Annotated in this window: 17 protein-coding genes; 3 read left to right on the forward strand and 14 right to left on the reverse strand. The window is 38.6% G+C overall.

The features are described 5' to 3' along the window. Window positions 1-81: 81 nt before the first annotated feature. The 10 genes from CALSC_RS23775 to CALSC_RS23815 form a co-directional block, all read right to left on the reverse strand. The gene (locus tag CALSC_RS23775; protein WP_088243711.1) at window positions 82-1,161 is read right to left on the reverse strand and encodes an aromatic ring-hydroxylating dioxygenase subunit alpha; all 1,080 of its coding nucleotides are present in this window, start codon (window positions 1,159-1,161) and stop codon (window positions 82-84) included. A gap of 192 nt (window positions 1,162-1,353) precedes the next feature. After that, window positions 1,354-2,043 carry a PHP domain-containing protein gene (locus CALSC_RS23780; protein ID WP_088243724.1) on the reverse strand — a complete coding sequence of 230 codons (690 nt, stop codon included), beginning with the start codon at window positions 2,041-2,043 and terminating at the stop codon, window positions 1,354-1,356. A 253-nt stretch (window positions 2,044-2,296) separates the two neighbouring features. Beyond that, on the reverse strand, window positions 2,297-3,325 hold the full coding sequence (gene purM, locus CALSC_RS23785; protein ID WP_088243712.1) for a phosphoribosylformylglycinamidine cyclo-ligase: 1,029 nt from the start codon (window positions 3,323-3,325) through the stop codon (window positions 2,297-2,299). Window positions 3,326-3,334: 9 nt separating this feature from the next. Then, the gene (locus tag CALSC_RS23790; protein WP_088243725.1) at window positions 3,335-3,541 is read right to left on the reverse strand and encodes a hypothetical protein; all 207 of its coding nucleotides are present in this window, start codon (window positions 3,539-3,541) and stop codon (window positions 3,335-3,337) included. A 204-nt stretch (window positions 3,542-3,745) separates the two neighbouring features. After that, window positions 3,746-4,090, reverse strand: a complete 345-nt coding sequence (gene sodX, locus CALSC_RS23795; protein ID WP_088243713.1) for a nickel-type superoxide dismutase maturation protease — start codon at window positions 4,088-4,090, stop codon at window positions 3,746-3,748. A 166-nt stretch (window positions 4,091-4,256) separates the two neighbouring features. Continuing rightward, window positions 4,257-4,730 carry a superoxide dismutase, Ni gene (gene sodN / locus CALSC_RS23800; RefSeq protein ID WP_088243714.1) on the reverse strand — a complete coding sequence of 158 codons (474 nt, stop codon included), beginning with the start codon at window positions 4,728-4,730 and terminating at the stop codon, window positions 4,257-4,259. A 351-nt stretch (window positions 4,731-5,081) separates the two neighbouring features. Then, entirely contained in the window at window positions 5,082-6,686 is a 1,605-nt protein-coding gene (locus CALSC_RS23805; protein ID WP_088243715.1) for a bifunctional pantoate--beta-alanine ligase/(d)CMP kinase, read from the reverse strand. 196 nt (window positions 6,687-6,882) lie between these two features. Further along, window positions 6,883-8,007 (reverse strand): septal ring lytic transglycosylase RlpA family protein, encoded by a 1,125-nt coding sequence (locus tag CALSC_RS23810; RefSeq protein WP_088243716.1) that lies wholly within the window; start codon window positions 8,005-8,007, stop codon window positions 6,883-6,885. Between the two features lie 1,146 nt (window positions 8,008-9,153). Further along, window positions 9,154-9,306, reverse strand: a complete 153-nt coding sequence (locus CALSC_RS27125; protein WP_200817733.1) for a hypothetical protein — start codon at window positions 9,304-9,306, stop codon at window positions 9,154-9,156. Window positions 9,307-9,644: 338 nt separating this feature from the next. Further along, window positions 9,645-10,703 (reverse strand): 1-acyl-sn-glycerol-3-phosphate acyltransferase, encoded by a 1,059-nt coding sequence (locus CALSC_RS23815; protein ID WP_088243717.1) that lies wholly within the window; start codon window positions 10,701-10,703, stop codon window positions 9,645-9,647. A gap of 326 nt (window positions 10,704-11,029) precedes the next feature. Here CALSC_RS23815 and pip point away from each other — a divergent pair, with 326 nt between their 5' ends. Further along, window positions 11,030-11,977, forward strand: a complete 948-nt coding sequence (gene pip / locus CALSC_RS23820) for a prolyl aminopeptidase (RefSeq protein ID WP_088243718.1) — start codon at window positions 11,030-11,032, stop codon at window positions 11,975-11,977. Window positions 11,978-12,774: 797 nt separating this feature from the next. On the opposite strand, the gene CALSC_RS23825 is transcribed toward pip, so the two are convergent. From CALSC_RS23825 to CALSC_RS23835, 3 genes are all read right to left on the reverse strand, one after another. After that, on the reverse strand, window positions 12,775-13,062 hold the full coding sequence (locus CALSC_RS23825; protein WP_088243719.1) for a hypothetical protein: 288 nt from the start codon (window positions 13,060-13,062) through the stop codon (window positions 12,775-12,777). 124 nt (window positions 13,063-13,186) lie between these two features. Then, window positions 13,187-14,239 carry an ABC transporter permease gene (locus CALSC_RS23830; protein WP_088243720.1) on the reverse strand — a complete coding sequence of 351 codons (1,053 nt, stop codon included), beginning with the start codon at window positions 14,237-14,239 and terminating at the stop codon, window positions 13,187-13,189. 131 nt (window positions 14,240-14,370) lie between these two features. Continuing rightward, on the reverse strand, window positions 14,371-14,889 hold the full coding sequence (locus tag CALSC_RS23835) for an adenine phosphoribosyltransferase (RefSeq protein ID WP_088243721.1): 519 nt from the start codon (window positions 14,887-14,889) through the stop codon (window positions 14,371-14,373). A gap of 406 nt (window positions 14,890-15,295) precedes the next feature. Here CALSC_RS23835 and CALSC_RS23840 point away from each other — a divergent pair, with 406 nt between their 5' ends. Continuing rightward, a complete protein-coding gene (locus tag CALSC_RS23840; RefSeq protein ID WP_088243722.1) occupies window positions 15,296-15,925 on the forward strand; it encodes a DUF3038 domain-containing protein in 630 nt (209 codons plus the stop codon). Then, window positions 15,922-17,400 carry a DUF4335 domain-containing protein gene (locus CALSC_RS23845; protein WP_088243723.1) on the forward strand — a complete coding sequence of 493 codons (1,479 nt, stop codon included), beginning with the start codon at window positions 15,922-15,924 and terminating at the stop codon, window positions 17,398-17,400. The genes CALSC_RS23840 and CALSC_RS23845 overlap by 4 nt, the downstream gene beginning before the upstream one ends. Before the next feature lie 282 nt (window positions 17,401-17,682). On the opposite strand, the gene CALSC_RS23850 is transcribed toward CALSC_RS23845, so the two are convergent. Next, on the reverse strand, window positions 17,683-17,876 hold a 194-nt coding region (locus CALSC_RS23850; RefSeq protein WP_143288354.1), incomplete at its 5' end, for a tetratricopeptide repeat protein.

Consider the following 17,876-nt stretch of genomic DNA (forward strand, 5'->3'; position numbering starts at 1 on the left):
CAAGAAACATATTTGGTAGGGTGGGCAGTGCCCACCTTATTGTTCATAGGTTTGGTGCTTCAACTGACAAAATTACCCAATTTAATCATTAGTTAAAACATCCCTATTATTGGCTCCAGTTGGAGGGGGTGGTGGTATGGGTTCTTGCCAAGTTCTCCAGTTGAGTGCTTTTTGTTTATTAATGTGTTGTACAAATTGAATAACAGATAAATCTGCTCTGGTTGGAGTTTGAAAATTAAAGGAAATTTGACGCAAAATCCGCCGCTTTCCTTTGATTAAAAATATACTCAAAAATTTAGTCAGTAACAGAATCAATTTGTTAACAATAGAGCCAAATATACCAGAGTATTTTTTTGTAATAAAAATTGGTTGAATATCAGCTTTTTTACCCTCTAATAAACGCAGGGCAAACATAATATGTAAATGTAAAAAATCGGGTCCAATAGTAACTATACCGATGCAGCCATACCAGTAACAAATACTGTAATGAATATTATGTTTACAAAACCAGCGTATCCAATTAATCCACCAAAAGCCCTCACCAGGTTGTATGGTTCGATCAAATTTAATTGCATTGTAGTTGAGTTCTTGTTTGTCAAATAAAATCTCCCGTGACCAAGGATTAACTGTATTAAAATGATGAACATCAATAGCATTAATCATGACTACATTGGGATGACAATTTTTGACAAAACTTTTTCCCAAACTACTGGCACATGCTTGAAGCTCTAACTCTGGAACATAAGGTAAGGGCTGTTGGGCAATTTTACCAGTCCAAATCCAAATTATTCCATATTTTTCGTCAATAGGCCAAGTTTTAATCTTTAATGGTAATGGTTCGTCCAAACAAGGAATTTCTATACAAATACCCTCGGCATTAAACTTCCAGCCATGGGAAGAACAACGAATGCTACTATCTTCTACAATGCCTTGATGCAAATGAGCGCCCAGATGAGGACAGTAGGCATCACAACATATTAATTGTCCATCTGTACTGCGGTAAATTATTAGTTCTCTGCCTACAATTTCTACAGTTTTTATCTCTCCTTTCTTGAGCATTCGCGAAGGTATTGCCCAATACCAACCTTCTATAAAACGCTGTGAATGATTGAAAACCTTTTGTCTAGGATATGAATTCTCTGATTGGTAGTTAACATCCATATGCAATATTTGATTGCAGTCAAATGGGTTAACTATATAATTCCTAATTTTTGGGGATAGAGTTATTTTTCAATAACCTTTTGCAGTTTTATCTATTTTTCAATCTATTATGAACTGCAAATAATTGGTGATGTAGATGACCAAAAAGATAATTCTGAAATGTAATAACAGTAATTAAGCGAAATTCTATGTTTACAATCGCTGTAATAAACTATAACCATGAGTATCAGTCCCACAAGTACAATAAAGATTGTATTTATCTGCTAATTCTTGCATTTGTTGCGATTCTATAGAACTTGGTGCCCAAGGTTTAGGATTCTTATAGGCATAGAAAGCTTCTACACCATCAATACCCATTGCTTTTGCTGCTGGAATTAAGTCAAAATGGGATTTACGATACCGGGCTGGGTGAGCCAGAATGGCAACTCCACCAGCTTCATGAATAGCATCAATTATATTAGGTGCTTGATATGCTTTTCCGGAAGTAATCTTTCTTTGTAGATAGGGCTGCATGGAGAAATTCTCAGGATCAAATGCATAGCCCAAAATATGAACCTCTACATCTAAAATATTGGCATTAATTTCTACGCCGCTCCATAATTGAGGAGTATCTACACCAGGATGACTAGACTTCCATTCTTTTAACCAAGACTGAGCCCTATAGTATCCACCAACACTATGATGATCGGTAATGGCTAATCCCTGCAAACCAATAAGCATAGCTTGCTCCATTACTTGACTCGGCTCCAATTTACCATCAGAGTAAACGGTGTGCATATGAAAATTAAAGCACCTAGGACAGCTTACAGCATCAATATTCTCAAATACTTGTTTTAAATCCCTACTGGAAGCAGTAGTAGTCTGGGCAAAATTTACAACCATAACCCCCTCTAAAATTTGTTTGGTGTTTATTAGGACTCCAAGAGTAAACATTCTCAACCCGGAATTTACTATCAAGACGATAATTTGTTGATTAGTCTTCCTTGGTAATATTTTTCAATATGTTAAGAATAGGTTAGCAAATTCTTTGGGATATGGTATGAAAAATTTCTAATCAGAACAATATTTTTTTGAATTAGAGGTGATATAATAGGTATTTATATCTATTTTCTGATTACTGCTTGCAAATAGTTGTTTAATGTGGTATGCCTGAAATTTTCTCTGTACCATGAACCACTTTGCCGATCGCCCAAGCTGATATATGCTGATTGTGGAAGAAACTAATTGCTTGTTCTGCTTGTTGGGGTGGTATTAGTAATACAAATCCAATCCCCATATTAAAGGTGTTGTACATAGCTTGGGGACTAACTCCACCATTTTCCGCCAACCACTGAAATACAGAAGGGGTTGGTAGTGTTTGGGGATTAATCTCAATTGCTTGTCCTACTCCCAAACATCTGGGTAGATTTTCCGGTAATCCACCTCCTGTAATATGAGCCATACCATGAATTTCTAACCCTGTTTGTCGTGCAGCGAGAATCGGTTTTACATATATACGGGTGGGTATGAGAAAAGTTTCTCCTAAAGTTTGATCATTAAATATTGTTGGGCTATCGCTCCACTGCCATTCTTGATCAGCTATGATTTTTCTGACTAAGCTATAGCCATTACTATGTACCCCAGAACTAGGAAGAGCGATCGCAACATCTCCTACTTGTACCTGAGAACCATCTAACATTTGACTTTTTTCGACAATCCCCACACAAAAGCCAGCCAAGTCATATTCACCAACCTGGTAGAACCCTGGCATTTCTGCGGTTTCTCCACCCAGCAGCGCACAACCAGCTTGCTTGCAGCCATCAGCTACACCAGCAACCACATCCGCCAATTGTTCTTTTTCTAACTTCCCAGTTGCCAAATAATCTAAAAAAAACAGTGGTTCTGCCCCAGATGTCAACACATCATTCACACACATTGCCACTAAATCAATCCCAATAGTATCATGGCGATTGAGAATTTGGGCGATTTTGAGCTTAGTACCCACACCATCCGTACCAGAAACCAGAACTGGTTCTTTGTAACCGCCTGGTAATTGGAAGCAGCCACCAAAACCGCCTAAACCCCCAATCACTTCCGGGCGAAAAGTGCTGTGAACCAAATTGCGAATTTTATCCACAAAGGCTCTACCAGCTTCGACATCAACTCCCGCTTCTTTGTAATCCATGAACTTCAATTAAAATACTTTATCTTCCATCCCACGCCACCATTCTCCTAAATTCATCAAGTCTTGGTGAATATCTTCCAACTCGTGCATATATTCATGGGTTGAAAGATTTATCTTCCGCTCTTCCAATTTTTTTAGCCGCAGTTGGATTAACAACCAAGGCTTGGAGATTCCGTCTGTGGCTTCTATGTATTGTGCTAGCTCTGTACTATCCATAAAATTCAATTTGTGACCAATAAACAATTCCCAATTATTTAGTGTAGTAATAGCTGGCACTATTTTTCACAAGTAATAAATTTAAACCCTGTCTCAAGCCAGAGAATTCAAAGAATGATTAATTTTAATTATTTGTCTTCATGAATCAAGAGGATTTATAACCATTTTCGGACTCAAGTATTACTTATTACTTAAGACCATTGGCTAAGGAAACTTATGAGTTACTTGACCTAAAATTTTGTCCTTAGTCACAAAACCATAAGAACGGCTATCGGTACTTGCTAAAGGGTTATCTCCGATGAGAAAACAAGACCCATCTTCAAGTACCACAGCCACTCTTTTAACTATTTTTTGATTTTGGAACGGATGTTGTGCAACAACAATATCATCCTCTTGTGGAAATTTTTGTTGATAAGCTTGAGGATTAAATAATATTTCCTCTCCTGGCTGTAATAGAGGAATCATGGAAGAACCTGTAATACGCAGTCTCCTCCTGACACCTAGAAGTAATAGTAATAACTTCTTACCAGTGCCTATCTCCTCAAGCATAACTTTTTTCCAGAAATAACTCTAGCCGAATTGATTAGTTAAATAATACTAAACCTCGTCCATCTTGAAACCTGGAGTTGATGATTATTTGGATGTGTCATTGCGACGTAAGCAAGCAATCCCAAATTCATGGATCGAAAACTACAGTTCTCAAGTTAGATGAGGTTTAACTTGCTTTATACCAAGTGATATCTCGATTCTTAGTAGCCCAGAAAATTTGGTGGATTTTTTGTACCGCATCTAGGAGTTCTTGGGCGTGTTGTAAGCTTACTTCTACTTTACAAGCAGAACATAATTTTGCAGCCTGCCAAAAAGTAGTGTGTAAGTCAGGATATGCATCCAAGTGTACTGGTTTAAAGTAATCAGTCCAAAGAATTAATATATCTTCTTTAGTTTTTTGAGCTTGTTCTTCCTTAATAGCAATGTAGCGAGATAATGTATTTTGATAAGCAATTGTTGCTTTTGCATCACTAGCAGCAGGAACTTCCAACTCCAGAATTTTTTTAGTCATGGAATATACTGCTTCAGCCGTAATTCTGGCAGATGCAGGGTCGTAAACACCACAAGGACCATCACAATGAGCGTGTACCTCTGGTGCTGGAAACCAGTCTTGGAGCTTGGTAGCAATTTTATTGAACATGGTATTTACGGATTTACTCATCTTGAAGATGTATGAAAAATACTTAGAAACCACGGATCAGGAAAGGCTATTTAACAGTTATTAGTTATCAGTTACCAGTTATCAGCTTGTATCACCTGGGTTTAAGTCCCCCACCAATTGTTGGAAAGTGTTGGTGGCGGATCGCTCATCCCCCACCATAAGCTTGATAACTATTCACTGTTCACTGCTCACTGATTTAAGCAATATCCCCCCCTACCCCATATAGTTTAGTGCTATTCGTGTTACCAAGCAAGCCAAAAGTAAATCACTTAACATAATTGATTGTGAGACTACTCGATAATAGAAGTAACTCACAACCATCATTCCGTTTTACAGATGAGATAAAAGCTGTTGAGAATGGTGAATAATTAATTCTGTCACCCCAGGTATATCTAATCCATCAGTGTTAATCTCAATTGCATCAGTGGCTTTTTGCAAGGGAGAAACTTTGCGAGTACTGTCTTTCCAGTCCCGTTCAGCAATATCTTTTTCTAATTGTTCCAAAGATACTTCTGGTTGACCTTGCTTTTGAAAGTCTTGTTGGCGGCGACGGGCTCGTTCCTCCACGGAGGCTGTGAGAAATATTTTTACTTCTGCATCCGGGAAAACATGGGTGCCAATGTCCCTTCCTTCCGCAACCAAACCACCCTTTTTACCCCAACTTTGTTGCTGTTTTACTAATGCTTGGCGCACAGCCTTTTGGGCAGCGATCGCTGATACTTTGGATGTCACCTCAACGGAACGAATCTCTTGGGTGACATGATGACCATTAATCCACACCTGCACCGGATATTTGTTATCCTGGCTAGGAGCTAGTTGAATGACACACCGACTAACTAATTCTGCGATCGCACAATCATCATTATCGGAAATTTTCTGTTGCAGTACTAGCCAAGTTACAGCTCGATACATTGCCCCCGTATCTAAATATACTAATCCTAATTTAGCTGCAACTTGACGAGCAACAGTAGATTTTCCTGCTCCAGCAGGTCCATCAATAGCAATAATGGGTTGGCGATCGCGCAAGATGGTATTGTCAATCAAACGAGTATCACCAAGACGAGCGGCGATCGCTAGCATTCCTTCTTCCTTAACTGTATCTATAGGCATTAACGTATTCGGTTCAACCAATTCAATATATTCCACGGATAAACTGCTAATTTGTGCTACAGCTGTTTGCACCACAGCAATCAGGGTGCTAGCATCGCGCACACCCGAGCGAAATGTAACTTCAGCTTGCTGCAAGCCACCATACAACCCGGCTGCTTGCAGTACTTGAGTTGCTGTCAAATACTGATTGCGGGAACTCAAGGCTAAACCGGATGGTTCTCGCACCGTTGGACAAGCAACAATCTCTAACTGCAAACTCAAATCAGCCACTAACTTTTTAATAATTGCTAGTTGCTGACCATCTTTTTGACCGAAATAAGCTCGATCTGGCTGTACCAAGTTAAAAAGCTTGGTCACAATCGTAGCCACACCCTGAAAGTGACCTAGCCGAGAATGACCACACAAGCCAGATATCATAACAGATGGTGGGATAACTTGTGTAACCGGAGATATTTCTAAACTTTTCAGAGGTATTCCTATTTCTTCCGGAGTCGGTGCAAAAATCGCATCTACTCCAGCTTGTTCACATAGTTGACAATCTTGCTCTAAAATGCGGGGATAACGTTGATAATCCTCATTTGGCCCAAATTGCAGAGGATTAACAAAAATGCTGACAATCACTGTATGATTTTCTTGCCGTGCTCTTTCAATTAGACTTAAATGTCCCCTATGCAAAGCTCCCATAGTGGGAACTAAACCCACAACAGTACAAGACCAATCAATCCCATCCCAAGCATTCAGCTGTTCCAATCCGAAAATATCAGCTTCTAAACGGCGTTTAGCCAAATAGCAGCGCAAAGCTGCAATAGTTGTCAGCAGGCGCACAAAAATACCCCTAGTCTTAATCTAGCTTTCCCCCGTTAATTTATATCCGAAATTTAAGGAAGAGGCTAGATTTTTAGGGGAATTGTGATCAAAGATAGGATATATAAATGCCCGTTGAGGCTTGTTGGCAAAAGATCCAGAATCAATTATAAAGTTTTACGTTTGATTGTTTTCTTTTGTCCCCAGAGCTTCATTGTTACCTACCCAAAACCTTAATTTTCACCGGTGCAACTCCTCTGCGAATAATTCCTAATACCCGCGCCGCACCATAAGAGAGGTCAATTACCCTACCGCGAATAAATGGACCGCGATCATTAATACGCACTACAACCGAACGACCATTACTAGGATTCGTAACCCGAACTTTTGTACCAAAAGGCAAACTGCGATGGGCAGCTGTCATTTTTTCTGGGTGAAATCTCTCTCCAGAAGCTGTTTTATTACTGGAGCCATCATAACCGTAGAAAGAAGCTAGACCTCTAAAGATACCACCGACTCTGCTTCTCAAACTACGCCGCCGCCTTCTTCTGTACCCCGTTGTATGGTGAGCAATCAGAATTTGTTCCGAGGAATCTGGTGTTAAATTAGAAACATCTGGTAAATTGGCAATCTCCTTTAAAGGTGATGCCTTGCCTATTAATCTCCGCAAACGATTAGTCGCTTGCAAAGCATCTTGCCCTAAGTCTTTGGTTGTATCTGGTAGTCTTGTGTTATCGTTTATCTCTACCAGTTCTGCATCATTAACTTTAATTACATATGCTTCAGATAAAGCATTCTCAGGAGATACACTTTTATTAGTGTTTCCTTTCCAACTAACATTAATCTTGCTTGCATCCACTCCGGTCTTAGCTAGCTGGTCTAGTTTGGCGGCTAATGCACCAGCTCTGCTTACAGGGTCGTTACTAGTGGATAAGTCTTGATTAATAATGCCCTTGATATTTCCATTTCCAGCTATTTTTATAGATTTGTTATTTTTCAAAGCCAACAAATCTGCGCTGTTAAATTTACCTATGGTTCCTAATTTTGTTTCAGCACTAGCAGCTGATTCAGAGCCAAGAAAGGTAATTACGGGAATATTATGGACAAATAAAGTTGCAGCCTGACGACCTTCCAGGTTGTGAGTATGAACTTTTGTAATTACATTTTTTTGGAAAAGTGTCGCTGCTGGGGATTGGAACTCTCCCACCTTAACCACATCACCACTGGGTAAAGATGGAGAAGAGTCTACCTTTCCTCCGGTCGTTTGTGCGTTAACAGTTGAGGGTATACCCAAAACAGCCGTAGACAAAGCGACAGTGATCCACAATTTTTTTTGATTCATGCGTCCGATTTATTAAGCGACTGAAGAACTTTAGTTTTAATGTTTTTGAAATTATGTATCAGTTTTACTGAAACTCAATTCATAACCTGAACTCGTTCCGCTTTCACTTTTTATTGATGACTGCAACAGACTAGCATGATTTTTTGATCAAGTGGATCGGGGTTTTATCGTAGATGTTAGTAACTTTAGAAAAATAAAAATAGTAATGCATCCACGAAACCTTTGGCAAAGAAGGATTTACAGGATGTTACATTATATTTGGAAAAATTAAAAAAATGTTACTAAAAAGTAAAATACATTTGCTTTTTAAATATACTGAGTATACTTTAATACAATTTTGTCTAAATGCAATCACAATGTAATTAAATAGACATTGAATAACTAAGAATTTATCTACTAAAATTAGTCTCTTCTCGTAAGTAATATCAGCAATAAGATACAGGTATTACTTTCACTTATTTATTGTGGTTAGATTTCCAAAATAGCTGTTTTAAGCTTCAGCATGGGCAGTCCTTGGGATAATCAGCAAAAATTTTTATTAAGAACTAAGTATATTTACATTTATAATATATGAAATAAATATATCTGATATTTTATATTTTGGCAAACTTTCTAGCCAAGCATTAGAAGTATAAAATAAAACTACTGCAATCAATGGTTACTTAAAAAAACAGTAAATTCTCGTGTTATCGACCACATATTAGCTGTATACAAGAGCTAGCCCATTTTGCTACCGGAAATTGTTAATCGATTAGCAATCGTAATAAAAAATACTATCGATTCAGTATAAATATTATAGCTTATTCCATTCGCTATATAGCTTAATATCGATACATTTATGAATTTAAATAAAATAAGGTGGATCGTACAACAAAGTATCCACCTCTAAGGATTCCATCTATAGCTCAATGTAGTTCAGTTAGAACAATGGTAGGTTGGGGAACTGCTGCTTTGCGCGGGTTCCCCGGGTTATAGCAAGTGGCGTTGGAATGAAGTCTAAACGCAGAGCGGCTTCTCGAAGAGTGACCTAAAAAAGGATTGATAATGTTGAGTTTCGCTCCTCAACCCAACCTTGTATATTAAGAGGAGTAGTGGGTCATCCCAACTTACATAGCTATAGCCATAACTCAATTTTTAATTTTTTGATTACCAAGAATCTGCTGTCTTTTCGTTATAAGGCTCGCCTGTAAATGGTTGTACTCCAGTAGAGGGATATTCATCATCATCAGGCCCAAAAATCCGCATAGCAGCTTCAGTAATATACTGGGTGATTTTGGCAATTAACTTAGAGATATCCATATTCTTTATGACTCCCATTGTTATATTCAATATTGATGAGATGTCTATACTGTAATGCCAAGAATCTGAATAATCTTAAAATCTCAATATATTTACACTCTACTCAATGATTATTGACTATAGTTTGCAATCCTTTATTTTTAATGGCGCATATAACTTGTTTATTTTAACAATCTTAAATACAAGGATAACTGAAAAAGATTATTTCGCCCAACTAGATGTATGAGGGACTTCCAAATAAAAAAATAATTAACCACTTGGAATGTAGAGAAACAAGAGGAGTGAAGCAAGTAGTTCAAGACCAGGAATTTGGTAATTTATTTTTTGGTGTTACTTAACTATTTTTGCAATAAGTTATCAAGCTGAGATTGCATAGCGACTTTTAACATTTGTGCTGCTTGATAAGCCTGAGTTCGACTGTTAGGTAATTGGGGATGGGATTGTGTTTGAATCAATGGTTGAATATGGTAACGTAAATGGGATTTCATTGCCCAAATGCCCATAGAAGGGAAAAGTAAAAATATTGGCATTAAAGGTGATACAGGTAAAAAAGGTAAGCTAAAGAGTTTCTGTAATTTTTTCACATTTATAGTCCAAGGATGTAAATTTTCATTACCAATGCAAATAACAGGCAGAATTGGGATTTGATTGCGTTGACTTAATTGCATAAAGCTACCATCAAAGGTTGGTAATTGATAGCGTTTTTTCCAACCTTTCCGTGGTCCCCGTAAACCTTCCGGTGCATAAAGAATAATTTTGCGTTTTTCCATTGCATGGGTAAAATCATTAATTTCCGCTTTCACAGCCCCTAAAACTTGTGACCATCCAGAAGGTAGCCACCAAGTTACCCAAGGATGGTCAAATAAAGATAAACCAGCTACAGGCTGTACTACCCAATTCCGTGTTTTAGTTAATAAGTATCCCAAGGTGAGAAAATCCCAGGGAAAACACATTCCTGCATGGTTCATAACCACAATTAAGGGTTCTGAATTTGGTAAATTTTCAATTTGTTGTAACTCTGCTTGAAAATAATATTCCACAATAGGTTTGAGAATTTCTTGGTGAAAAGCTTGTTGATAATTGGGGTCAAACTTATTGTGATTTTTAGGTGGTGATGTTTTCCAAAATAGTCGCCTCAGGAGCGATGCAAAACTAAAACGTAACCAGCGCACCAATAATGCTATATAAAAGCCTTCAGGAAGCAAAAATAACCCATACTCTAACCAATTCCAGCCATCTGGATCGGTATGATAATGTTGCCAATGACGATTGAATAAAATTAGCCAGCCTGGAGGGTACCACAAGCAGAACCAATCAAACCAGCTAAATTGATAGCCAGGAGCCAATGTCTTTTCTTGTTTGGAAATGAGGTTATTGTTTAGATTTTTTATAGCCAAAATTGCTCAGCAGATTTCATAATTGGATTAGCATCTAGTCTTACATTTTATTGACTTATTTGACATCGTGCTCCAGGCTGAACTTAACTTAAGGCATTTTTCTATTCAGAAAAGATTGATCAACTCTCTCTTTTTAAATTTTGATACTTATGCCAAAATCTCAAATTCCCAATGGTATAGCACTACGCAATTACGTTAGGACATTGTTAAAAGCCCAAACCTATGAATAGTAAACTTATTACTTATTACTTGCGTATAGCGCCATCTTAGGGGAACCCCATGATTGATCCTAAAATTAAACAATAAACATAGTTAATAGATGCAGAATGCGCCAACTTTACCCATCCAGAGAAGCTTATAAACAAGGTAAATTACAAGTATCCGATCTTCATACTATTCATTTTGAAGAGTCAGGAAACCCCGCAGGTAAACCCATAGTATTACTCCACGGAGGACCAGGTGGTGGTTGTCCCTCTGTGTATCGCCAATATTTCCACCCAGATAAATGGCGGTTAATCATGTTCGATCAACGGGGTTGTGGTAAAAGTACTCCCCATGCTGAATTACGAGAAAATACAACCTGGGATTTGGTCAAAGACATTGAAAAACTGCGATCGCATTTAGGTATAGATAAGTGGGTTGTTTTTGGGGGAAGTTGGGGAAGCACTTTGTCATTGGCTTATAGTCAAACTCACCCCGAATGTTGCGCCGGACTAATCCTCCGGGGTATTTTCATGCTACGACAAAAAGAATTGCAATGGTTTTATCAAGAAGGTGCTAGTAATATTTTTCCCGATGCTTGGGAGAAATATATTCAACCCATACCTGTTGCAGAAAGACACGATATGTTAAGTGCTTATTACAAACGCTTGACAAGTGAAGATTTAGCAGTCAGGTTAGAAGCTGCCCGTGCCTGGTCTATTTGGGAAGCAAGCACTAGTAAACTATTTCCCAATGTCGAATTAATGCAAAGTTTTGGGGATAGTGAATTTGCTACAGCTTTTGCCAGAATTGAGTGTCATTATTTCGTCAATCAAGGTTTCTTGTCAGCAGAAGACCAATTAATCAAAAATGTGGCAAAAATTCGTCATATTCCTACTGTTATTGTCCAGGGTAGATATGATGTTGTCTGTCCAATGATATCAGCTTGGGAATTGCATCAAGCTTGGCAAGAAGCAGAATTAATAGTGGTTCCAGATGCAGGACATTCTATGAGTGAACCGGGTATTTTGAGTGCTTTAATTGAGGCGACGGATAAGTTTGCAGATTTTTAGGGTATGGGTGCTTTTCATTTTGCAAGTCAATCGAAGAAATTTAAAGCGATATTCCCTAGGGAGCATCGCTTGTTGTGAATAGTGTGTTTGGTTGACGTTCTCTCCGTTCTAAAGGAGCGGAGATTCTAAATATCACTATTTAGGGCTTGCTGAAAAAGTCTTTTGGTGGAGGTAGGGAGTAGGGAGTATTTCCAGCCTCTTTATTTCTATTCTTTTTGCCATCAAAAATAACAGATGCAAGGATTTTAAACCTAAAATCCTAATTTCCTTGTGCGCCCTTCCCCAATAAAATAGCCTCAAAGCATTGATAAATCAATATTTTTTAGTTATTCAGCAGACCCTATTTAGGTTTCCTCCTTCTTAGACAGACCTTTAAATCATCTATCTCTTGCAAGCAATACTTAAACTGTCTAACCGTTCAATAGAACCAATTAGTAAGCTTAACTTAGATAATCCCAGAGGGTCGCATCTCCAGAGGCGTACTAAGATATTCGGCCTAGAGTTATGGTGCGCCCCACGATACCTTCGGTTTGATGAGAAAATTGAAAAACTTTCACTTCTGGGGGTTGCTACTTTGTTGATTTCGCCAGCTATGCTTACACTCGTATTCACCACCGAGTTATCTTTATTGTTTCCCGAACTGTCGTGTTCCACCTACATGGGTTGTCCTGTATCGGTGGATATTTTACCTGAGACAATTTAATTTCACCATAAGCAATTATGGCAAAAATTCGCCCTACAAGGGCGAGGATTTAGACCCATTATTTTCGGAAACGTGGAAAAAATAGAATCAGCTTCTACCTACCACTATGTTTCAAAAATTCAATTTTCGGCAATAGTGGATCAGTAACAATACCTATGCCAGCGAAACCCCATCGTTGCAGCAATCCCTCTAGCTGAGAACCGGGAATAGACTCCACGGCCAAGCGATTTGCTAATTCTCCAGCATGGGTATTTAAATAACTTAAAGCATCAAAATGTTCGCGAAATAACAACAGATAGCCTTTCCCTTCCTCTTTAGGATGTGCTGTTAAATGCCGACCATCTGCTGGAGATCGCACTAGGTAGTAAACTTCAGTAAACATAGTGTAGGGGAAGAGTGGAAGAGTGGAGGAGTGGAGGAGTGAGGGAGTGAGGGAGTAAGAGAGTGAAGGAGATAATAGCAATCTCCAATCCAAAATCCAAAATCTCAAATCCAAAATTGTTGAACTAGTTCAAATTTTCGAGACGGATACGAGGATCAGCGACTTTCAGTAATAGGTCTGCAATTAAGTTGCCTGCAATCAACAATACCGCACCCATAACTAAGCTTGCCATTAATAAATATAAATCCTGTGCCTGTACAGCTTGCAATGTTAATCTACCTAAACCTGGCCAATTGAAGAAAAATTCTGCAATAAACGCACCACTTAATAAGCTAGATAACTCAAAACCCAATAAGGTAATTAGAGGGTTAATGGCATTACGCAGGGCATGAACATAAATTACTTTGTTTTCTGGCAATCCTTTCGCCCGTGCCGTTTGGATATAGTCTTGACGCAATACATCCAACATCTCTCCACGGGTAATACGTTGTAAACCCGCAAAACTTGTAATACTTAAAGCCACTGTGGGTAAAATCATATGCCAGCCAATATCCAGCATCTTCCCCAACCAAGATAAATCGGCATGGTTGACGCTAGTCATACCGCCAACAGGGAATAAAGGGGTAGTAATTTGGGCAAAAATCAGTAATAATAGAGCAGTAATAAAACTGGGAAACCCTTGCCCAGCGTAACTCAGAACTTGGAGAATTCGGTCAGCCCATTTATTTTGCTTGACAGCAGCAACAATACCCAAAGGAATTGCGATCGCCCAAGTGAAAAATAAAGATGCGATCGCTAACAATAAGGTAGCGGGTACTCGCTCACTGATCATTGAAGCTACTGAACGTTGGTAAATAAAACTTGTACCAAAATCACCTTGGGAAAATATCCGCCATAGCCAAAGAAAATATTGCTCCGCCCAAGAACGATTTAGTCCAAACTGTTGTTTAAGTTCCTCAATTCTTTCTGGAGAAATTTTGGGATTTTGTCTGAGGGTATCCACATAATCCCCAGGCGCAAGTTGAATAATTATGAATGATAGTGCTGATGCTAAAAATAAGGTTAATACAGCCTGAGAGACTCTCTTGAGAATATAAAGAAAAGTTTCACTCGTAATTAGCTTCAACAATCCTTCTTTAGTTGTCTCCCAAGCAGATGAATTTGATGTTGTATTCATTGGTCAGTTCATTTTGTCAGTTATCAGCACCCCATAGGGGGAAGTCATTTGTTCATGGGAGGCTAGCTAGAAAATGGGGAGTGGAGAATCGGGAGTCGGAAGTTGGTCAGACTTTTGCCATGACTATATAATTAGTATTCCACCAGAGTCATAATTGGCACATCTGGTAGATTTTTGCGTCCTTGTAAATCTTGTAGCTCGATAATAAACCCAAATCCCACCAAATCGCAGCCAATTTTGTTAACTAACTTAGCAGTAGCACTTGCTGTCCCCCCTGTAGCAATCAAATCATCCACAATCAGTACCTTATTTCCTGGGTGTAAAGCATCCTGATGTATTTCTAAACAATCAGTACCGTATTCTAGCTCATACTCAATAGAGTGAATTGCTGATGGCAACTTTCCGGGTTTACGTACAGGGACAAAGCCTGCTTTCATTTGATAAGCCAAGGGAGTACCAAACAGAAAACCTCGGGATTCCATGCCCACAATATAATCAGCCGTAATACCCGCATCAACAAACTTTTGTGTGAACGAGTCAATGGTATGGCGTAGTCCATCCGGATCCCGTAGTAAAGTAGTAATGTCGCGGAATAGAATGCCAGATTTGGGGAAATCTGGAACATCACGAATGAGAGACTTTAAATCCATAAAACTTGCAAAGGATGAATGAATTCTAGTAGTACCGACTTTTGACCATTAATCCAGATTTATTAATTATGGATCAATTGCAGGTGTATACCTGAGAAATCGTACACCATAATGCCATACCCTTGAGAGTAACAGCCAACGATAATGAAGCATTTACGATTATTAGTAAAATCTAAAATGAACTAGGGATGTAATATGACAACCACTATAAAGGGGGTAAACTTCTGCTGAAAACCATTAAATTTGTAAATATACGGAAAACTTTGCACCCAATCGGTAAGTAATTTATGTATAAGTGAACTAATATAAGTAACTTAACTATTGTCCCTATCAAACTTATTCTTGTTAGACTACTTATCTTAAATTAGATGTACTCAGTTTATAGAAGCCATACAAGGTATTAGTAATGAACGTATCCGCCGGTAGTATAACGCCATTAGATAGTCCCATCCCCCAGCCAGTACCAATGATTCTGGAAAATTTACCGGAACCAGCAGTTGAAGGACAGGGTTGTCCTCGTAAAACTTGTTTACAAATTGACCTACTTTTACTTGCTATTGAAGCTTTAGAATTAGGAGGTTCTGAAGCAATTCTGGGATTTGCGGAAGAACTAGATTTGAAAGAAATTATTAAAAATCGAGTTAATTTATGGCGGATGCGTAGTACTAATCCATTACGCCGTGCCCATGTCCGTCGCCCTTTAACTATTATGGAAGCAAAAGCCTTGGTAATCATTGCTTGCTACATAGCTAGACGATTAACTGTGGTAATCCGCCAGTTGTTGATGATTTATCAGCAACTACATGAGAAACAAATCCCCTTGGAACAAAATTTACGACTCGCTAATTATTTAGAAAGATTTAGAGTACATTTTAAAAGTCGTATGAATCAGCGACGCTCTGGGTTTTTGGCATTAAGTTCTGATGAAAAATTAGATGATTTAGCTATCAGTCTTCTGGGACAATTACTTTTTTGTACAGGGACAGCTGGTATGCAACGACTCTGGATTAGTTTGTTTGATGGTGAAGTAGCATGAATATCCAACGCAAATATAGTTTACCTAACTGTACTCTAATTTTAGAGGGTTTAAACGATGCTGCCAAGGCAAAAAACTTACAAGAAGTTCGTCCTCCTCTCTCGATTCTAGTGAATGCAGAATGTCATTTATCGGGAGTTAATCAACCACTAACAGGGGGGCGGGAATTTTTTGAAAGTTTAGTCAGAGCAGTTAGTGCTTATGCTCAAGAATTTCTCAGTCATGTATCTAATCCTCAAGCACATAATGTGGAATCGGAGTTAGTACAGCTAGAGAAATTAGACAACAACCAACATCAATTAATTGTTCATTCTGAAATGGGGTTGCAAGATAACCAGTCTTCAAGGAATGCTCCCCTGGGGAGCGGCGCAAATAAAGATGGCAACGGATCAGTATTTAAGATAAATTTAAATACGGTACAGCTATTTGATTTAGTTGAAGCCGTGGATCAGTTTTTTGCTGATAGTCAGACTTTACCAGAGCTATCTTTAGAATTACAGCCAGTTTCCAGGGGATATGGTGGTGCTGCTCAAGGGTTACTAAAACAAGCTGTTCCTGCAGGTGTGGGAGTTGCAAGTTTAGCTACTGCTGCGGTTGCTTTTGGCATGTTACCAATTCCGGAATACCGCCCAACCCAACAAACTCTGTCTAACAAACCTGGTGTAGAAGCTGCTGCATCTCCATCTCCCAATCAAACATCAACTACCAGCAAACAAGCAAGTACTACACCTACAGCTACTAACCCTGATAGTTCCACAAATACCAATACATCAACTCCTGTTAAAGATTTAGAAGCTCTTTTAAAAAAAGTCCCCGAAATTAATAATCCATCTCAGTTAAAGGCATTAAATCGCCAAGTTTATAATCAAATTAATCCTGAGTGGAAGAATCGAGGGACACTAAAGCAAGATTTAGTCTATCGTGTTGGTGTCGCAGCAGATGGTGCCATTGTTGGTTATAAAGCTGTGAATAAACAAGCGAATGAGGAAATAGAAACAACTCCTTTACCCCAACTACTCTACAATCCCGCTAACCAAAAACCGATTACTAGCGAACCCATTGCTCAATTCCGGGTAGTTTTTCGGCAAAATCAGATTTTAGAAATCAGTCCTTGGAATGGGTATATCAGAACTCCAGATGTCATTGGGGCAAAAATTACAGCTCCCAATCAAGTTAAAGAGTTAAGACAAAAACTCTATGATAATATCCGGGAAAATTGGGGAGGTACTCCCACCTATAAACAGGTGTTGAAGTATCGAGTGGCGGTAAAAAAAGATGGTATTATTGCTGATTATGAACCCCTCAATCAAATTGCTTTTGATAATTTCCGAGAAACGCCTTTACCAAAAATGTTCTTGGCAATTTATGGCTCTAATGTTGCAGCCCCTAATAATCAAGAGCCTCTAGCTCATTACCAAGTAGAATTCTCACCCAGTGGTAAATTGGATGTTAAACCTTGGCAGGGATATCGGTGAAGATTTGATGGTTGATGGTTGGTGGTTGGTGGTTGACAGTTTTTAACTCTTCCCTCCTACTCTACGAGAAGCCGTTCTCCGAGCATCTACACTCTTCCACTCCTTCACCGGCTTAACCTAGTGTTAATACGCAAATCAAGTATAGGAATACGGTTTGATTATCGAAAAAATCTAAGTATTGTAAAATAAGTCGATAAGCGGGTAATGCGATTGTAATCTGTTTGGCTGGAGGGGAATAAGTAAAGGTAATAAACTTGTCTGCCAATGAAACTCGGAAATCCTTCAAGCCCTTTCTTTTTGTTTTTGATTATTGCGCAGAAATTGAATAGTTTTGCGGAATTTTATTATCTTAGGATGGTTAGCCCCTAGTTTTTGTTCGGCAATTCTCAATACTCTCAGGAGCATAGTTTCTGCCTTGGCATAATTCCCCTGTAATTTGTAATCTGCTGCTAAATTACTGAGAGTAAGTGCTACCT

Source organism: Calothrix rhizosoleniae SC01 (assembly GCF_900185595.1).
Taxonomy (GTDB): Bacteria; Cyanobacteriota; Cyanobacteriia; order Cyanobacteriales; family Nostocaceae; genus Calothrix_A; species Calothrix_A rhizosoleniae.

Bases quoted from the DNA above. Each gene is read 5' to 3' on its own strand.
- pip (WP_088243718.1), top strand. From the start codon at position 11,030: ATGCGCCAACTTTACCCATCCAGAGAAGCTTATAAACAAGGTAAATTA.
- sodN (WP_088243714.1), bottom strand. From the start codon at position 4,730: ATGTTCAATAAAATTGCTACCAAGCTCCAAGACTGGTTTCCAGCACCA.
- CALSC_RS23835 (WP_088243721.1), bottom strand. From the start codon at position 14,889: ATGGATTTAAAGTCTCTCATTCGTGATGTTCCAGATTTCCCCAAATCT.
- CALSC_RS23810 (WP_088243716.1), bottom strand. From the start codon at position 8,007: ATGAATCAAAAAAAATTGTGGATCACTGTCGCTTTGTCTACGGCTGTT.
- purM (WP_088243712.1), bottom strand. From the start codon at position 3,325: ATGGATTACAAAGAAGCGGGAGTTGATGTCGAAGCTGGTAGAGCCTTT.
- CALSC_RS23830 (WP_088243720.1), bottom strand. From the start codon at position 14,239: ATGAATACAACATCAAATTCATCTGCTTGGGAGACAACTAAAGAAGGA.
- sodX (WP_088243713.1), bottom strand. From the start codon at position 4,090: ATGCTTGAGGAGATAGGCACTGGTAAGAAGTTATTACTATTACTTCTA.
- CALSC_RS23775 (WP_088243711.1), bottom strand. From the start codon at position 1,161: ATGGATGTTAACTACCAATCAGAGAATTCATATCCTAGACAAAAGGTT.
- CALSC_RS23845 (WP_088243723.1), top strand. From the start codon at position 15,922: ATGAATATCCAACGCAAATATAGTTTACCTAACTGTACTCTAATTTTA.
- CALSC_RS27125 (WP_200817733.1), bottom strand. From the start codon at position 9,306: ATGGATATCTCTAAGTTAATTGCCAAAATCACCCAGTATATTACTGAA.
- CALSC_RS23840 (WP_088243722.1), top strand. From the start codon at position 15,296: ATGAACGTATCCGCCGGTAGTATAACGCCATTAGATAGTCCCATCCCC.
- CALSC_RS23790 (WP_088243725.1), bottom strand. From the start codon at position 3,541: ATGGATAGTACAGAGCTAGCACAATACATAGAAGCCACAGACGGAATC.
- CALSC_RS23780 (WP_088243724.1), bottom strand. From the start codon at position 2,043: ATGGTTGTAAATTTTGCCCAGACTACTACTGCTTCCAGTAGGGATTTA.
- CALSC_RS23825 (WP_088243719.1), bottom strand. From the start codon at position 13,062: ATGTTTACTGAAGTTTACTACCTAGTGCGATCTCCAGCAGATGGTCGG.